Genomic DNA, 16111 nt, shown 5'->3' with positions numbered 1-16111 from the left:
CCCTGTCAAGCGGAACGCGCCGATTATGTGGCGCGTGGCCACCATGTATCCTGTTTGTTCTCATGGAACAAGAGGGGAACGAATTTTTCTTATCGGGTTCCCAGCGCTTTGTTCAGCGCCCGTTCGACCGCGCCGATGGTGAAGGGCTTGGCCAAGGTCGGCCGGTCGGCGTGGCCCGTCGGCAGGTCGTCCGCCATGCCGCCGGTCGCAAAGACGAAGGGAATGCCGCTCTGCGCCAATATGTCGGCGACCGGCCAGCTTTTCTCGCCATGCAGGTTGCAGTCGAGCAGCGCCGCGTCGAAACCGCCCTCCCGCGCCTTGGTACAAGCCTCATCGACCGATTCGGCAATCGCATGCAGCCGGTATCCGAGCGTGTCGAGATAATCCTCCAGCATCATGCCGATCATGGCCTCGTCTTCGACGATCAGGATGGTCTTGCCGTCAGACATGCTTGCGGTCCCCAATCATACCGTCGCCACCCCGGACGGATTTCCGGCCAGTATAATCACCGAACCGCGCAGAAGTTCATTCCCCAAATTCATTCCGGCGCCGGCCGCGTTGCCAGCGCATCCCGCGCCGCTTCCGCCAACTGGCTGACGGAAAAGGGTTTTGGCAGGAAGGCCACATTGGCGATGTCGATCGATTTGCGCAACTGTTCCTCGGCATAGCCCGACATGAACAGCACCGGCAGGTCGGGATGGCTGGCCCTGGCCCGCGCCACCATGGCGGGGCCGTCCATGTTCGGCATCACGACGTCGGAAATCAGCAGGTCGATCTTCTCATCACCGGCCAGCACCTCCAGCCCCTGTTCGCCGTCGTTGGCGGTCAGCACCTTATAGCCCTGCCGCGTCAATGCCCGTTCGGCGACGGCGCGCACCATATCCTCATCCTCCACCAGCAGAACCGTGCCCGTGCCCCAGGTCTCGGTGCGGCGGACCGGCGCCTTGGGCTGGGCGGCCTGATCGGCATCGGCACCCTGATAGACGGGCAGATAGATGACGAAGCTCGCCCCCCGTCCCAGTTCGGACTCCGCGAAGATGAACCCGCCCGACTGCTTGACGATGCCGTAGACGGTCGAAAGGCCAAGCCCCGTCCCCTTGCCCAGTTCCTTGGTGGTGAAGAAAGGCTCGAAAATCTTGGACAATATGTCGGGCGGGATGCCGAGGCCCGTGTCCGACACCCGCACCGCCGTATAGTCGGCGGGCGGCATGATGTCGGTGCGCATTTCCCGCACCTTGGCGGCGGGCACGGCATAGGTCTGGATGTTGAGCGTGCCGCCGTCGGGCATGGCGTCGCGGGCGTTGACGGCCAGGTTGACGATCACCTGCTCCAACTGGCCGGGGTCAGCCCGGACGGCGCCCAGATTGCGGCCATGGGTGACCTCCAATTTGACGCTTTCGCCCAGCAGGCGCTTCAACAGATTGGAGACATCCGCGACGATATCGGGCAATTGCAAGATCTGCGGCCGCAAGGTCTGCTGGCGCGAGAAAGCGAGCAACTGCCGCGTCAGCCCCGCCGCGCGGTTGCTGTTCGACTTGATCTGCTGGATGTCGTCATAATCGCTGTCGCCGGGCGTATGGCGCATCAGCATCAGGTCGCAATGGCCGATGATCGCAGTCAGGATATTGTTGAAGTCATGCGCCACGCCGCCCGCAAGCTGGCCGATGGCCTGCATCTTGGTCGCCTGCGCCACCTGCCGCTTGAGCTTGCTCTCCTCGCTATTGTCCTTGAGGCTGAGGAGCACCGCCGCCTCGCCCAGACCGCGCACGCCCGCCAGGCTGAGCGCGATCGGCTCGTCCGGCTGTTCGCGCATGCGCACGGCCACGTCGCCCGACATTTGCGGGCCGACCGCGAAGCGCCGCACCGCGTCCGCCACCGCCGCCTGATCCTCCCGCACGACCAGATCGCCGGGATAGCTCGGCTTGTCGCCTTCCTTGAGGCCCGCCGCGCGCGAAAAAGCCTTGTTGAGAAACAGAACCCGCCCATCACGATCCGCCATGGCGAGGCCGAAGGGCAGCAGCGACAACAGGGTCTCGATATAGGATAGCGCCGACGTCCCGCCCGCATTGCCCGCCGGCTCGTCGATCAGCAGCAGCAGCATCGGCCCGTCCTGCGCGCCCGATTGCGCACCGACGGGCTGGACGGCGCGCTTCAACGGCACCTGCAACAGCCGCAGCGGAATGCCGCCCGATTCCTCCCGCGCCAGGAACAGCCGCGCCTTGTCGTCCACCCGCATATGCGCGGCGAAATCGCGGCCGGTGATATTGGCGTCGATCCGCCCGGCGGCGCGCAGCAGAAAGGCGCCATTGGCCGCGCGGATGCGCCCCTCGCCGCCGATCATCACCGCCATGATGCCCGCTTCGCCCAATTGCCGACCGGCCTCCCCGGTCAGCAGGCGATGCACATCGTCCAGCGCGCTGGGCTGGCGCACGGGGGAAAAGCGCCACAGCAGATAATCTTCCGACCGTCCCGTGCGGCAGACGAAAGCGTCCAGCCGCAGCGCGCCCTGCACGATCCCCTCGACCCGCGCCTCGCCATCGCGCCAGGCGGCGCGGGCGGCATTGCCCAGGCTGTCGGACAGGGCAGCGTCGCCAGTGACGTGCGGCGGCGCGGGGAAGCCGGGAAACCACTCCCCGAACAGATCGCTGGCGCAGACCAGCCGCCCGGCGCGATCGGTGACCGCGATCGCCATATTGGATGCATCCGCCGCCGCCCGCGCCACCGTCCAGTCGGGCACGGCCTCCCCCACCGCCATTTCCTGCGGATGAAGCTTGCGATACCAGCTCAAAAGCGCCGCCCCGGCCAGCACCGCCGCGGCGAAACCGGCGCCCAGCGCCCAGTTCCCGGCGGCATAGACGACCAGCCCGGCGGAAATCAGCGCCAACAGGATCAGCAGAGGCAGGGCCAGCGGCGACGGCCGATCAGCGCCCCAAGCATCTCCATCCCTGATCACACGCGCGGACACGGCCCGGCTATCCCCCTGCATTCACAATGGACTTGCCGCCCCACCCGTCAGGCCGAAGCGGCTTCCTCCAATGCGCTGCTTTCGCGTGCCTTGCCAATCCTCAATTTGCGCGCATGCCATTTGCGGCCCATGCGATGGCGCCAGATCCAGTCGGCCAGAAAATAACCGACCACCGCGAAAGCCAGCGAAATCAGCGCCAGCCCCAGCAGCATGGCGGGCGCCGCTTCGGAAAAGAGCCAGGCGCACCAGTCGCGGATCGAGGCATGTTTGTCGACCAGCGCCATGAAGCCGGAAGCATCCGCCGTCCGCCCCAGCAGCCAGTTGCCGATATAGACCGACGCCATCAGGAAGAGAGGGGTGGTCGCCGGGTTCGAGAGGAAGGTCATCGCCGCAGCCAGCGGGATATTCGCGCGGAAGGGCAGCGCCAGCAGCGCCGCGCCGGCGATCTGCACGCCGGGTATCAGCAGGAAGATGCCGACCAGGAGCCCCAGCGCGACCCCGCGCGGCACCGATCGCCTGGTGAAGCGCCACAGCGAGGGTTCCAGCACGCGATGGGCGACAGGGGCGAGAACCTTGCTGTTTTCCAGCGACTCACGGGTCGGGGCATTGGCATGCCACCAGCGGGAGAGGCGCCCCATGCTTTCTTTCGGCCCCATCAGCGATGCGCCTTCATGATGCGCTGCTGATCGCGCTTCCAGTCGCGTTCCTTGATCGTCTCGCGCTTGTCATGGGTCTTCTTGCCCTTGGCCAGCGCCAGTTCGACCTTCGCCTTGCCCCGGCTGTTGAAATAGATGCTCAGCGGCACCAGCGTCATGCCCTTGCGCTCCACCGCACCATGCATGCGGGCGATCTCCCGCTGGTGCAGCAGCAGCTTGCGGGGGCGCTTGGGCTCATGGTTGAAGCGGTTGCCATGGCTGAATTCGGGGATGTTGCTGTTGACCAGCCACACCTGTTCCCCCTTCACCTCGGCATAGCTTTCCGCGATATTGCCCTCCCCAAAGCGCAGCGACTTGACCTCGGTGCCTTGCAGGGCGATGCCCGCCTCGAACACATCCTCCAGGAAATATTCGAACCGCGCGCGCCGGTTCTCGGCGACGATCTTCTTCTTGTCGAAGGCTTCGGGACGGGGGCGGGCCATCAGTCTTTTCTAAACTTCCGTTCGTGTCGAGCGCAGTCGCATCCTGTACGCGCCGCGCCCGATCCTTATTCCAGGCACGCGGCCCGAAAGCAGGGAATATGGGGACGGCCCGGCCTTATACCAGCCCGGCGATCTCCAACGCCCGGTCGACGGCGGCGCGGCTCGATTCCGACGGCCAGGTGATCGGCAGGCGGACGTCGCCGGGCATGTCGGGACGGACCCGCGTAAGGGCGTATTTAACCGGGCCGGGTGAAGAATCGCTGAACAGGGCATCATGCAACGGGTAGAGACGATCCTGGAGCGCCAGGGCGCCATCCCAATCGCCCACCGCGATCGCTTTCTGGAAATCGGCACAGAGGCGCGGCGCGACATTGGCCGTGACCGAAATGCAGCCCTTGCCGCCCATCGCATTGAAACCCAGCGCCGTCTCGTCATTCCCGGAAAGCTGGCAGAAATCGGCGCGGCAAGCGAGGCGCTGTGCGCTGACCCGCCCGAGATTCCCGGTGGCGTCCTTGATGCCGATGATGGTCTGGAACTCTTCCGACAGGCGATGGATCACCGGCACGCCGATGTCGGTGATGGTGCGGCTGGGCACATTATAGAGGATGATCGGCAGCGAGCAGCGCTCGGCCAGATAGGCGAAATGCTGGTAGACGCCGTCCTGATTGGGCTTGTTGTAATAAGGCGCGACCACCAGCGCGGCGTCGGCGCCCGCCGCCTGCGCCGCGAACATATGCTCCAGCGCGATTCGCGTGTCGTTGGAACCGCAGCCTGCGATCACCGGCACCCGGCCGGCCGCCTGGTCGACGCAGATGGCGATGACGCGATTATGCTCCTCGACCGTCATGGTCGCGCTTTCGCCGGTCGTGCCGCAGGGCACCAATCCGCTGCTGCCTTCCTCGATCTGCCAATCGACAAAGGCGCGGAAGGCGGCCTCATCCACCGCCCCGTCACGGAAGGGCGTGATCAGCGCCGGAATCGACCCGGAAAACATGGCAAACAAACTCCTTCAATTCACCGGGATTCCGGGGCATCATAGCGTGAAACACGCGAACGGCGCGCTATAGCGCGTCATTCATGGCCTGATAAGGATGCAATTGCGATCATGTCTAGTAGGCTGTCGCCCTCCTGTTCTGAAACTGTCATGGTCCGTATGCCTTTGATTGCTCTCTTGCTGTTCACCGCGGGCGCCAGCGCCCAGACGGAAACGCCCGTGCCTCCGCCCGCTTCGGCCTATCCGCCGGGCGCCGTGGTCCAGCCGATTCCAAGTTCGAACGAACCGAGCCCCTGGCAAAGGGCGCAAGGCCGAATCGGCGTGGCGAGCGATCCTTCGATCTCCGGCACGATCAGCCAGTGGCGCGCGCTCCAGCAAAGCGATGGCCTCGGTTCCTCCACCTATATGAGCTTCATCATGGCGAACCCCGGCTGGCCGGGCGAGGACCGGATGCGGCGGTTGGCGGAAACCGGCATCAACCCCAACAGCTACGATCCGGGCCAGGTCGTCGGCTTCTTCACCCGCTTCCCGCCCCGCACCGCCACCGGCAATGCCCGTTACGCGCTGGCGCTGATGCAGCAGAACCGCATGGGCGAGGCGCGGATCGCCGCGCGCAATGCCTGGATCGGCGGCACGCTCTCGCCCGATGACGAGGCGCGGCTGCTCTCGCTCTTCGGTTCCGGCTGGACCTCGGTCGAACATGACCTGCGCGCCGACGCCCTGCTGTGGAAGGGCGACATCATGGGCGCGCAGCGGATGCTAGCCTATGTCTCCCCCGCCCGCCGCCCGGTCTATGAGGCGCGCATCGCCTTCCGCCAGAAGGCGCCCGACGCGACGATGAAGATGCAGCTTGGCGAGGCGGTCGGCGCCACCGACGCCGGCTTCATCGCGGACAAGGCAGGCTGGATGCTGAATACCGGCAACTGGATCGCCGGCCGCCAATATCTCGCCAATCGCCCGGCGCTGACCTTCCGGCCGGGCGACGCGGAGAAATGGTATGAAACGCTGCTGACCCAGGCGCGCGCCGCCGCCAACGACAGCCAGTGGAGCTTCGCCTACGGCATCGCCAGCAAGCTGGACGACGCCTATCTGCCCGGCACCGACGTCAACACGCGGCCGATCGGCGAGCGCGACGATTATACCAGCCTTGCCTGGCTGGCGGGGTCGACGGCCTTCTATAATCTCAATAAGCCGCTGGACGCGGTGGAGATGTTCCGCCGTTACGCCACCGCCGCCAAGTCGCCTCAGACCCAGTCCAAGGGTTTCTACTGGGCCGGGCGCGCCGCGCTCCAGGCGGGCGATGCCGCCAGCGCGAACAGCTATTTCGCACGCGCCGCCGTCTTCCCCGACCAATTCTACGGCCAATTGGCACTCGAACGGCTGGGCCGCCCGATCCCCGCGCCAGCCACCGTCGAGCGCCCGGTCGAAATCTCGGCCGCTGAACGCGCGGCGTTCGCCAACCGCTCGGTCGTTCGCGCGGTGAAGGCGCTGGGCGAAATGGGCTATTGGGAAGACCAGAGCAAATTCGCCCGCGCCATCGCCAACAATGCGGACAGCGACGCCGATCATTATCTGGCGGTGGAACTCGCCCAGAGCATCGGCCGCCCGGACATGGGGGTGATGGTCGGCCGCCGCGCCGTGTCGAGCGGCCTCACCGGCTATGGGACAAGCGCCTTCCCGCGCGTGCCCGTCCCGTCCGAGGCGCAATATAACTGGACCATGGTCCATGCCATCGCCCGGCAGGAAAGCCAGTTCGACCGGCAGATTGTCAGCCATGCGGGCGCACGGGGCCTGATGCAGCTGATGCCCGGCACCGCGCGCGAGCAGGCGGGCAAGCTGGGGATGAGCTACGATCCCAGTTCGCTCAACGATCCCAGCTACAACATCATGCTCGGCTCCTCCTATTTCCAGCGGATGCTCGACTATTATGGCGGCAGCTACCCGTTGGCGGTGGCGGCCTATAATGCCGGGCCGGGCAATGTGAACCGCTGGATCGCCGCCAACGGCGATCCGCGCCTGCCCGGCGCCGACATGCTGCGCTGGATCGAGCAGATCCCGCTGTTCGAAACCCGCAACTATGTCCAGCGCGTGCTGGAAAATGCCGTGGTCTACGAGGCGATGAACCCTCAGCGCGCCCGCTTCCGGGGGACCACGACGCCCTTGTCCAAATATCTCGGCAAGCAGACACCGGGCTGATATGGGCGGGGCATGAGCACCGCCCACCCCAATTACATCACTCCCGAAGGCTTTGCGAAGCTGCGCGCCGAATATGACCAGCTCCTCGGGATCGAGCGCCCCAGGATCGTGGAGGTGGTGAGCTGGGCGGCGGGCAATGGCGACCGCAGCGAAAATGGCGACTATCTCTATGGCCGCAAGCGGATGCGCGAGATTGACGGGCAATTGAAACGCCTGTCGCGCAAGATGAAGGACGCCAAGGTCGTCGATCCGCGCCAGCAACCCGACAAGAGCAAGGTCTATTTCGGCGCCACCGTCACCATCGCGGACGAGGATGACAACCACCGCACCGTCACGCTGGTCGGCAATGACGAGACGGACGCGGGCGCCGGCCGCATCGGCTGGGCCACGCCCATCGCCCGCGCCCTGCGCGGCGCGGCCGTGGGAGACCTGCGCCGCGTGATGCTCCCCGCGGGGGAAAAGGAATATGAAGTGATGGCGATCCGCTATCCGGAGTGATCATTTTGCCGCCATTCCCGGATAGCGGTGCTAGAGTATCGTGCGCAAAAGTGGGAACCCGTCTTGCGCTTAAAACGATACGACAACAAAAGCTTAGAGCGCGCGACTTGCGTACGATTTAACGCAGCGCGCTCTAATCATGCGGCCGCAGCGAATGGTTGAGCCGCTCCATCACCTCCCCGATCGGTTCCACCACGGTCACGCTGCGCCCCTCGCCGAAGCGGATGCGGGTGCCGGCGGTGACCGATGAAACGAAGGTGACCTGCGCGGCATTGACGGCGGTTTCGGTCCGGTCGGCGCCCACGAACATGACGAGCATGCATCCTCTCCTTCTTTATGGAGGGCGAGCCTAGCCCGAATTCCGTCCGAAGCCAGCCCCTTTTCCCGCGAGGGCCATATTCAGCCCTATGCTGCCTGAATCGCGCGGATATAGGCTCCGGCGCGATCCTCCAGCCGGTGCGCCTCCTCCGACAGCCGGCCCGCCGCACTGCGCATCGCCCGCGCATCCTCCACCGCCGCGCTCGCATTGGCGCTGATCCGGCTGGCGCTGGTACGGATATGCTCGCTCGCCTCGCCCGCTTCCCCGACGCTGCCCGCGATCGCCTGGCTGAAGGCGCCATGCCGCGCCACCGCCTCGAACACCGAAGCCGACAGCCGGTCCGCCGTCGCCATGGCGGCGTCCATATGGGCATGACCCTGCGCCACATGGCCGACGGTCAGGCGGATATGGTCGATTCGCCGGGCAATCTCCGCCGCGGCATCGCGGGTCTGCCCGGCGAGCGACTTGACCTCCCGCGCGACAACGGCAAAGCCCTGCCCCGCCTCCCCGGCCCGCGCCGCCTCGATCCCGGCATTGAGAGCCAGCGTCGTCGTCGCCCGGGCGATGCTGTCGATCAGCGCGGTCACTTCACCGATCCCGTCCGCCTGCGCGCTGAGCATGCGGGTCTGGGCCGACCCCGACTGCGTCTGCTCCACCGCCGCGCGAATGGCGGCGCCTGCCTCATGCACTTCGGCCTCCATCGACCGGAACAGCAGCCCCAGCTCGCGCCCGGACGCTGCAATACCCGACAGATTATCCGCCGTCTGCGCCGCCGCCACCGCCATGCCCGCCGAGGCCTGTCCATTATGCGCCGCCCGCTCCGCGGCGTCCTCGGCCAGGCGGGACAGCATGTCGGCCATTCCCACCAGATCGCCGATCAGCGTTTCGATGTCGGACCGGAACGTCGCGCTTTCCCGCGTCACCCGTTCCAGCCGCTCGACCCGCGCCAGTGCCACTCGCGCATCGCGCTCCGCCGCCAGCTTCAACAGCAACTGACCGCCGACCATCCCCGCATACCGCCCGTCTTCGGTGACGATCAACCCCTCGCACCCCTGTCCCTGCGCGGCATAGAGATCGATCAGCGCCTCGATGCTGGCGCGCCGCTCGACCGTGGCGCAGGGCCGGACATGATCGTCCAGCCGCCCGCCGAAACTGGGATTGCGCAGCAGCGCATGGCCAAAGGGGTTGAACAGGATGCGCCGCATGTCACGCTCATAGATCGCCCCGACCGGCCGGTCCGCGGCATCCAGTACCGGCAGCAGGCGCAGCGCCGGGTCATGCTGGAAATGGTCGACCGCCTCGCTGAGCGGCCGCCCCAGCCGGATCGCCGGACTGGGCGCGACCAGGAACAGGGCCGCCTCCGGGCGAGCCCTGGCTTCGGTCGGGGACGGGTCGAGCATCTGCGGTGCGTACATGGCCGCTCGATTAGGCCCGAAATGGTAAACGGGTCGTTAGAATTTGGTGACAGTTTTGTTACAACCATATGTTTTCATAAGATATTCCTAGACAGGCTTATAGCCATAGGCCTTGGCCGCCAGCTTCACCACCGCAGGGTCGGCCTCCGGAAAATCCATGGGGACCAGCTTTTCCAATCGCTTGGCCACCATGGTCAGCGCCGCGATCCGTCCGGCCCGACGATGATTATTGTCGATCACATGCCATGGCGCATATTTGCTGTCGGTCTTGTGGAACATGTCGTGCATCGCATCCAGATAGTCGGCCCGCTTCGCCCGGTTGCGATAATCGTCCGCGCCCGTCTTCCACCGCTTCCACGGCGTATCGAGTCGTTGGGCGAGCTGTTCGTCCTGTACCTCCTGGGTGATATGGACGAACAGCTTGACGATATTGGTCCCGGCGTCGACCTGCTGCTTTTCGAACGCGTTGATCTCCTCATAGGCGCGCTTCCACTCGCCCTTGGAACAATAGCCCTCGACCCGTTCCACCAGCACCCGGCCGTACCAGCTCCGGTCGAAGATGGAGATGTTCCGCCCGGCGGGCAGCCGCGTCCAGAAACGCCAGAGGAAATGATGATCGCGCTCCGTCTCGCTGGGCGCGGAGATGGGATGGACCTGAAAATAGCGCGGGTCCCATTCAGCGGTCATCCGCTTGATGATGCCCCCCTTGCCCGCCGCGTCCCAGCCTTCCAGCATGATGACGCTGCGCCGGTCGTGGATGATGTGGGCGACCTGGATCTTGGCGAGCCGCTGCTGGAGTGCGGCCAGCTGCGCCTCATAATCGCCCTTGAGCTTCACACCTTTCTCATAATCGGCGAGGTCGATGGTCATGCGTCCCTCCGGCAAAAGCAAAGCCCCGCCCCCGTTCTGGAACAGGGGCGGGGCTTTAACAAGCCGTCACGCAATAAGGTTTCAGGCCTTGGCCTGGGGCTCCACCACGCGGATGTTGAGTTCGCGCAGCTGCTTGAACTCCGCCGCGCTCGGCGCGCCCATCAGCAAATCCTCGGCGCGCTGGTTCATCGGGAAGAGCGTGATTTCGCGCAGGTTCTGCGCGCCGCACAGCAGCATCACGATGCGGTCCACGCCCGCCGCCATGCCGCCATGGGGCGGCGCGCCATATTGGAAGGCGCGGTACAGACCGCCGAAGCGCTCCTCCACATCCGCCTGGCTGAGGCCCACCTTCTCGAACGCCTTGACCATCAGTTCGGGCGACTGGTTGCGGATCGAGCCCGAGGCGATCTCATAGCCGTTGCAGACCATGTCATACTGATAGGCGTTGATGGTCAGCGGGTCCTGATCGTTCAGCGCGTCCAACCCACCCTGCGGCATGGAGAAGGGGTTGTGCGCGAAGTCGATCGACTTCGTGTCCTCGTCATATTCGTAGAAGGGGAAATCGACGATCCAGCACAATTCGAACCGATCCTTGTCGATCAGGTCCAACTGCTCACCCACGCGGATGCGCGCCAGCCCCGCCAGCTTGGCCGCCTGGCTTTCCTTGCCCGCCGCGAAGAACACGCCGTCATTGGGGCCAAGGCCCAGCGCCTCGATCAGCTTCGCCGTACGCTCCTCGCCATGATTCTTGGCGATGGGGCCACCGGGCACGCCGTCCTTGATGTTGATATAGCCCAGGCCCGAATAGCCCTCGGCCCGCGCCCAGACATTCATGTCGTCGAAGAACTTCCGGCTACCCGCGCCCGCGCCCGGCGCCGGGATCGCGCGGATCACGCCGCCGCTCTCCACGATCCCCGCGAAGATGCCGAAACCCGAACCCACGAAATGCTCGGTCACGTCGGTGATCAGGATCGGGTTGCGCAGGTCGGGCTTGTCCGACCCATATTTCAGCATCGCCTCGGCATGCGGAATCCGCGGGAAGCTGCCCGCGGGCGTCACCGGCTTGCCGTCGGCGAACGCCTCGAAAACCTCAGCAATCACCGGCTCCATCGTGTTCCACACATCTTCCTGCGTGACGAAGCTCATCTCCAGGTCGAGCTGGTAGAATTCGCCCGGCAGGCGGTCGGCGCGCGGGTCTTCGTCGCGGAAGCAGGGCGCGATCTGGAAATAGCGGTCGAAGCCCGCCACCATCAGCAACTGCTTGTACTGCTGCGGCGCCTGCGGCAGCGCGTAGAATTTCCCAGCATGAATCCGGCTGGGCACCAGGAAGTCCCGTGCGCCTTCGGGGCTGCTCGCGGTCAGGATCGGCGTCGAATATTCGGTGAAGCCAATGCCTTCCATGCGGCGGCGCATGTCGGAAATGATCTTGGTCCGCTTGACGATGTTCGCGTGCAGCGTTTCGCGCCGCAGGTCGAGGAAGCGATAGCGCAGGCGGATGTCTTCCGGATATTCCTGCTCGCCCGCCACCGGCAGCGGCAGGTCGGCGGCGGCGGACAGCACCACCGCGTCCAGCGCGCGAATCTCGATCTCGCCGGTCGGCAGGTTCGGGTTCACCGCTTCCTTCGCCCGCGCCACGACCTTGCCCGTCACCGTCACGACGCTCTCGGCGCGCAGCGATTCGATCACCTTGAACACCGGCCCGTCGACCTCGGTGACGATCTGCACCATGCCGTAATGGTCGCGCAGGTCGATGAAGACCAGATCGCCATGGTCGCGCTTGCGGTGCACCCAGCCGGACACGCGCACCTCATTGCCGACCTCGGCCGAGGTCAGGGCGCCGCAGGTATGAGTGCGATAAGCATGCATGGCGATCTATTCTTTCAGCTACGTTTTACGGAAATGACAAATTGTTGCAGCGCCGCTATGGGCAGTCTTGTCAAGCATTGACGAGCCCGTGCGCGACGGGCCAGCCCATAATAAGATCGAAGACCATATGCAAATCCATCCGCTGATTACCGACAGCAAGACTCTCGCTTCATTCTGCGCCCGGATCGCCCAATCGCCCTATATTGCGGTCGACACCGAGTTCATGCGCGAAAACAGCTATTGGCCCGACCTCTGCCTGGTGCAGGTCGCGGACTCGAACGAGGCCGCCGCGATCGATCCCAAGGCGCCCGGCCTCGACCTGTCGCCCCTGCTCGACCTGATGGTCGACAATGAGGATGTGCTGAAGGTCTTCCATGCGGGTGGGCAGGATCTGGAGATCATCTACAACCTGACCGGCAAGACCCCTCACCCGATGTTCGACACGCAGATCGCGGCGATGGCGCTGGGGCTGGGCGAACAGATCGGCTACGGCAACCTCGTCGACGCATGGCTGGGCGTGCAGCTCGACAAGGGCGCCCGCTTCACCGACTGGGCGCGCCGTCCGCTCGACAAGCGGCAGATCGACTATGCGATCGGCGACGTCACCTATCTCATCCAGATCTTCCCCAAGATGCTGGAGGAACTGCGCCGCACCGGCCGGGGCGACTGGCTGGACCAGGAGATGGAGCGGATCAGCAACCCGGAAAATTACGTGAACGTGCCGGAGGAAGCCTGGCAGCGCGTCCGCATCGCCAGCCGCAAGCCCGACGTGCTCGGCCGCCTGAAGGCACTCGCCGCCTGGCGCGAGATCGAGGCGCAGGACAAGAACCTGCCCCGCGGCCGCATCGTCAAGGACGAGACGCTGGCCGACATCGCCAGTCATCCGCCACGCGCGCAGGAAGACCTTGGCAAGGTGCGCGGCCTTTCCGCCACCTGGAAGACCAACGACATCGGCGCCCGGCTGATGCTGGCGCTCACCAACCACAAGCCGCTGGGCAAGGACGAGATGCCCGAACGCGACCCCAAGCGCCCGGGCCTGGGCAAGGACGGCGCGCTGGTGGCCGATCTGCTGAAGCTGCTGCTGAAAATCCGTTCGCGCGACATCAACGTCGCCGCGCGGCTGATCGCCCGCAGCGACGATATCGACGCGCTGGCGGCGGGCGTGCGCGACGATCTCGCGATCCTGGAGGGTTGGCGCTATGAACAGTTCGGCCGCGACGCCGTCGATCTGGTGGAGGGCCGGCTCGCCTTCGCGGTCAAGAACGGCCGCCTCAAAATGACCCGGACGGAGTAGGAACTTCCATCATGCGGACCGCAGCCCTTGCCCTCCTTCCCCTGCTGGCGGCCTGCGCGGGCGCAGCGGGCGAAGGTCCTGCAACGCCGCCGGCCGTCGCTGAAGGTCCTTGCCGCAACGAAGGTCTTGGCCGCTTCATCGGCCAGATCGCCAGCGCGGAGCTGGGCACGGAGTTGCTGAAGGCCTCGGGCGCGCGGACCCTGCGCTGGGGCGCACCGGGCATGGCGATGACGATGGATTTCCGCCCCGACCGCCTGACCGTCAGCTATGACGGGAAGATGACCATCACCTCCGCTCGCTGCGGCTGAAACCGACAACTACCGAATCCGACTTATTTCCGATGGAATAAAGGGCGCCCCTCGGTCGTAATCCCTCCGTCGACGGTCCCGGTCCCCCTGATCGCGATCGGCCGGCCCCTCGGGTGGTCCCCATGGGCGGCGTAGCGATGATGCAATGAGGCTAGGCCCCTCTCGGCGTCATCGCTACGCCATCGGTCATCTTCCATGCTAGACGGATCGGGATGCAGGAGCCGCCGCACATGGATGACACGGACAGCCCTTCCGCGCTGATCGACGCCCGGATCCGGGAATTGAGCGATTGGCGCGGCGAAACCCTCGGACATGTCCGCCAGCTTATCAAGGATGCCGATCCGCACGTGGTCGAGGAATGGAAATGGCGCGGCGTCCCGGTCTGGTCGCATGGCGGCATCCTCTGCACCGGGGAAAGCTACAAGACGGCCGTGAAGCTGACCTTCGCCAAGGGCGCGTCGCTGGACGACCCGTCAGGCCTGTTCAACGCCAGTCTGGACGGCAATGTCCGCCGTGCGATCGACATTCACGAAGGCGAAACGATCGACGCAGAGGCTTTCAAGGCGCTCATCCGGGCGGCGATCGCCCTCAACATGACCAAGCGCGGCAGGAAGGGCTGAGAGGAAGCGCTGAGAGTCTGTTTGGAAATGCGCGGAAGAGCGCATTTCGAGGCGGCACCAGCCCTCTCCCCCACCCGGCCACCCATAGAATACTGCCGTTGGGTGGCCGGGTGGGGGAGAGGGCTGGTGCGGCGATGCGTCGAGAGGCGCATTTCCAAACAGACTCTGACCTCAGCACTCCAGCCCGATCAGCGTCCCGCTACCGATGCGGCCGACATAGCGTTTGCCGTCAATCTCCAGCCAGTCGGGCGTGACCTCCAGCCGGCGGCCCCTGATGGTGGTCCGCAGATGCTCCACCGCGATCCGGTTGCGTGCCACGATCCGCAGCACCGCCAGCCCATCGCCCCGCGCCGCCATCATGCTGTACCGATCGCCCCGCAGCAGGAAATGCCAGCTCCCATTTTCGGGCAGCCATTCGTTGCCGTCGATGATCTGCGTCGGCTCGCCATCGCTGTCGCCCATGCGCAGGCTGATGCGGGTCGCGCCGTTGCTGCGGCGCGGCGGCGCGAAGATGAGGATCGGCTCACCCTCCAGCGTCAGCGGAATCGGCGTGTCGCGCAGCAAGGGAGAGCCGCCCATGATCAGGGAGGGCAGTTCCGGTGAGAAAGGCAGGCGATCCCGCGCGAAATGGCGCTGTCGCACGACCGGATTGGTGTGGAACCCCTGCACCTGCATCGGCGTCAGCCGCCCTTCCTCCACCAGCCCGTGGCAGGTCGGGCAGAGCAGCGTGGCGCCATGGCTCTCGGGCAGGCGCAGATAGCGGTAGATCGTCACGCCACAACGGACGCAGGCAAAGCCGCAGGCCTGGCGAACCTCCTCCCGCTGTTGTGCGGTGAGTTCTGGTAGCGACGGCATCACACGCAAGCCCATGCACGACGACCCCTTGGCAAGCCGAACCCGCGCCATTCGCGGACCGGCATTCCTTCAGCGTCCTTCCTGCTAGGCTGGGGGCCCTTGAAAGGGCCCCTTCTCGCTATGACCCTATCGTTGAAATAAATGCGAACAAGTCAAGAGGGCCTGCCGCAATCTTATCGCTGCGGCAGCAGATCGAGGTTGCGGGAAGCCGCGATCGCCCGGATGCGATCCGGCCGCGGCATGGATTTGATGGCGATTTCCGCCATGTCGCCGGCGCTGAACACTTCGACATTGCCGACGTTGAAAATGCGCTGGCCCAGCGTCTGGGTAATCCGCACGCTGCGGATGCTGGACAGGGCGATTTCGGTCCGCTGCTTGGCCAGCAAGCCGCGCTCCAGCAGCACCTCACGGTCGCTGAGCGCCAGCCGCTCACCCTTGCGCAACACCCACCACACGCCGATCGCCACTATGCCGACGACCGAAATCAGCAACAGGATGAACAGGAAGGGGTGCGCACGGAACATCGCCGGATGCTCGTCATACAGCCATGTCTCGCTCATGCCGGTCCCCTGCCGTTAACCGCCTGAATAGACGATGGAAGCATTGACCATGGAAGCAGCGCCATGGTCAAGACGGGATACGGCGCGGAAACGCGATGGCCTTGGAGTCTGTTTGGAAATGCGGAAGAGCGCATTTCAGTGCCGCACCAGCCCGCTCCTCCACCCGGCCACCCATATGATACTGCCGTTTGGGTGGCCGGGCGGGGGAGCGGG

Annotated in this window: 16 protein-coding genes; 5 read left to right on the top strand and 11 right to left on the bottom strand. The window is 65.3% G+C overall.

What is annotated here, in order from left to right; all coding sequences use genetic code 11:
- Nucleotides 1–89: 89 nt before the first annotated feature.
- The 5 genes from CAF53_RS10655 to dapA all read right to left on the bottom strand — a co-directional run bounded on the left by CAF53_RS10655 (nt 90) and on the right by dapA (nt 5097).
- A complete protein-coding gene (locus CAF53_RS10655; RefSeq protein ID WP_046762533.1) occupies nt 90–449 on the bottom strand; it encodes a response regulator in 360 nt (119 codons plus the stop codon).
- 89 nt (nt 450–538) lie between these two features.
- A complete protein-coding gene (locus tag CAF53_RS10650; RefSeq protein ID WP_100238031.1) occupies nt 539–2965 on the bottom strand; it encodes a PAS domain-containing sensor histidine kinase in 2427 nt (808 codons plus the stop codon).
- A 47-nt stretch (nt 2966–3012) separates the two neighbouring features.
- A complete protein-coding gene (locus CAF53_RS10645; RefSeq protein WP_197707391.1) occupies nt 3013–3621 on the bottom strand; it encodes a DUF2062 domain-containing protein in 609 nt (202 codons plus the stop codon).
- Nucleotides 3621–4103, bottom strand: coding sequence for an SsrA-binding protein SmpB (gene smpB / locus CAF53_RS10640; protein ID WP_100238030.1), 483 nt, complete (start codon nt 4101–4103; stop codon nt 3621–3623). The genes CAF53_RS10645 and smpB overlap by 1 nt, the downstream gene beginning before the upstream one ends.
- Nucleotides 4104–4218: 115 nt before the next feature.
- Nucleotides 4219–5097 carry a 4-hydroxy-tetrahydrodipicolinate synthase gene (dapA, locus tag CAF53_RS10635; protein ID WP_100238029.1) on the bottom strand — a complete coding sequence of 293 codons (879 nt, stop codon included), beginning with the start codon at nt 5095–5097 and terminating at the stop codon, nt 4219–4221.
- 111 nt (nt 5098–5208) lie between these two features.
- Here dapA and CAF53_RS10630 point away from each other — a divergent pair, with 111 nt between their 5' ends.
- Nucleotides 5209–7293, top strand: a complete 2085-nt coding sequence (locus CAF53_RS10630; protein ID WP_100238028.1) for a lytic transglycosylase domain-containing protein — start codon at nt 5209–5211, stop codon at nt 7291–7293.
- Nucleotides 7294–7305: 12 nt separating this feature from the next.
- On the top strand, nt 7306–7791 hold the full coding sequence (gene greB, locus CAF53_RS10625; RefSeq protein ID WP_046761653.1) for a transcription elongation factor GreB: 486 nt from the start codon (nt 7306–7308) through the stop codon (nt 7789–7791).
- A gap of 133 nt (nt 7792–7924) precedes the next feature.
- Here the strand turns inward: greB and CAF53_RS10620 are convergent, their stop codons facing one another.
- The 4 genes from CAF53_RS10620 to aspS form a co-directional block, all read right to left on the bottom strand.
- On the bottom strand, nt 7925–8110 hold the full coding sequence (locus tag CAF53_RS10620; protein ID WP_100238027.1) for a hypothetical protein: 186 nt from the start codon (nt 8108–8110) through the stop codon (nt 7925–7927).
- Between the two features lie 86 nt (nt 8111–8196).
- Nucleotides 8197–9525, bottom strand: coding sequence for a methyl-accepting chemotaxis protein (locus CAF53_RS10615; RefSeq protein WP_046761655.1), 1329 nt, complete (start codon nt 9523–9525; stop codon nt 8197–8199).
- 87 nt (nt 9526–9612) lie between these two features.
- Nucleotides 9613–10395, bottom strand: coding sequence for a polyphosphate kinase (locus CAF53_RS10610; protein WP_046761656.1), 783 nt, complete (start codon nt 10393–10395; stop codon nt 9613–9615).
- An 81-nt stretch (nt 10396–10476) separates the two neighbouring features.
- Nucleotides 10477–12261: an aspartate--tRNA ligase gene (gene aspS / locus CAF53_RS10605; RefSeq protein ID WP_100238026.1), complete on the bottom strand. Its 1785-nt coding sequence runs from the start codon at nt 12259–12261 to the stop codon at nt 10477–10479.
- A 127-nt stretch (nt 12262–12388) separates the two neighbouring features.
- Here aspS and rnd point away from each other — a divergent pair, with 127 nt between their 5' ends.
- The 3 genes from rnd to CAF53_RS10590 all read left to right on the top strand — a co-directional run bounded on the left by rnd (nt 12389) and on the right by CAF53_RS10590 (nt 14483).
- Nucleotides 12389–13555, top strand: a complete 1167-nt coding sequence (gene rnd, locus CAF53_RS10600) for a ribonuclease D (protein WP_100238025.1) — start codon at nt 12389–12391, stop codon at nt 13553–13555.
- A gap of 11 nt (nt 13556–13566) precedes the next feature.
- Nucleotides 13567–13863 carry an I78 family peptidase inhibitor gene (locus CAF53_RS10595; RefSeq protein ID WP_046761659.1) on the top strand — a complete coding sequence of 99 codons (297 nt, stop codon included), beginning with the start codon at nt 13567–13569 and terminating at the stop codon, nt 13861–13863.
- A 230-nt stretch (nt 13864–14093) separates the two neighbouring features.
- On the top strand, nt 14094–14483 hold the full coding sequence (locus tag CAF53_RS10590) for a DUF1801 domain-containing protein (RefSeq protein ID WP_100238763.1): 390 nt from the start codon (nt 14094–14096) through the stop codon (nt 14481–14483).
- A gap of 171 nt (nt 14484–14654) precedes the next feature.
- On the opposite strand, the gene CAF53_RS10585 is transcribed toward CAF53_RS10590, so the two are convergent.
- Complete coding sequence (locus tag CAF53_RS10585; RefSeq protein ID WP_046762537.1) at nt 14655–15338, bottom strand: hypothetical protein; 684 nt, start codon at nt 15336–15338, stop codon at nt 14655–14657.
- Nucleotides 15339–15511: 173 nt separating this feature from the next.
- A complete protein-coding gene (locus CAF53_RS10580) occupies nt 15512–15898 on the bottom strand; it encodes a PH domain-containing protein (RefSeq protein ID WP_100238024.1) in 387 nt (128 codons plus the stop codon).
- Between the last annotated feature and the right edge of the window lie 213 nt (nt 15899–16111).

Origin of the sequence: Sphingobium sp. LB126, from assembly GCF_002795205.1 — a bacterium.
In the GTDB taxonomy this organism is placed as follows: Bacteria; Pseudomonadota; Alphaproteobacteria; order Sphingomonadales; family Sphingomonadaceae; genus Sphingobium; species Sphingobium chungbukense.
The sequence above is the reverse complement of the archived record's forward strand: the minus strand, read 5'-3'. Positions and strand labels throughout refer to the sequence as shown.

Coding starts and splice junctions, on each gene's coding strand:
- CAF53_RS10655 (WP_046762533.1), bottom strand. CDS start 449: ATGTCTGACGGCAAGACCATCCTGATCGTCGAAGACGAGGCCATGATC.
- CAF53_RS10645 (WP_197707391.1), bottom strand. CDS start 3,621: ATGGGGCCGAAAGAAAGCATGGGGCGCCTCTCCCGCTGGTGGCATGCC.
- smpB (WP_100238030.1), bottom strand. CDS start 4,103: ATGGCCCGCCCCCGTCCCGAAGCCTTCGACAAGAAGAAGATCGTCGCC.
- dapA (WP_100238029.1), bottom strand. CDS start 5,097: ATGTTTTCCGGGTCGATTCCGGCGCTGATCACGCCCTTCCGTGACGGG.
- CAF53_RS10630 (WP_100238028.1), top strand. CDS start 5,209: ATGTCTAGTAGGCTGTCGCCCTCCTGTTCTGAAACTGTCATGGTCCGT.
- greB (WP_046761653.1), top strand. CDS start 7,306: ATGAGCACCGCCCACCCCAATTACATCACTCCCGAAGGCTTTGCGAAG.
- CAF53_RS10620 (WP_100238027.1), bottom strand. CDS start 8,110: ATGCTCGTCATGTTCGTGGGCGCCGACCGGACCGAAACCGCCGTCAAT.
- CAF53_RS10615 (WP_046761655.1), bottom strand. CDS start 9,525: ATGTACGCACCGCAGATGCTCGACCCGTCCCCGACCGAAGCCAGGGCT.
- CAF53_RS10610 (WP_046761656.1), bottom strand. CDS start 10,395: ATGACCATCGACCTCGCCGATTATGAGAAAGGTGTGAAGCTCAAGGGC.
- aspS (WP_100238026.1), bottom strand. CDS start 12,261: ATGCATGCTTATCGCACTCATACCTGCGGCGCCCTGACCTCGGCCGAG.
- rnd (WP_100238025.1), top strand. CDS start 12,389: ATGCAAATCCATCCGCTGATTACCGACAGCAAGACTCTCGCTTCATTC.
- CAF53_RS10595 (WP_046761659.1), top strand. CDS start 13,567: ATGCGGACCGCAGCCCTTGCCCTCCTTCCCCTGCTGGCGGCCTGCGCG.
- CAF53_RS10590 (WP_100238763.1), top strand. CDS start 14,094: ATGGATGACACGGACAGCCCTTCCGCGCTGATCGACGCCCGGATCCGG.
- CAF53_RS10585 (WP_046762537.1), bottom strand. CDS start 15,338: ATGCCGTCGCTACCAGAACTCACCGCACAACAGCGGGAGGAGGTTCGC.
- CAF53_RS10580 (WP_100238024.1), bottom strand. CDS start 15,898: ATGAGCGAGACATGGCTGTATGACGAGCATCCGGCGATGTTCCGTGCG.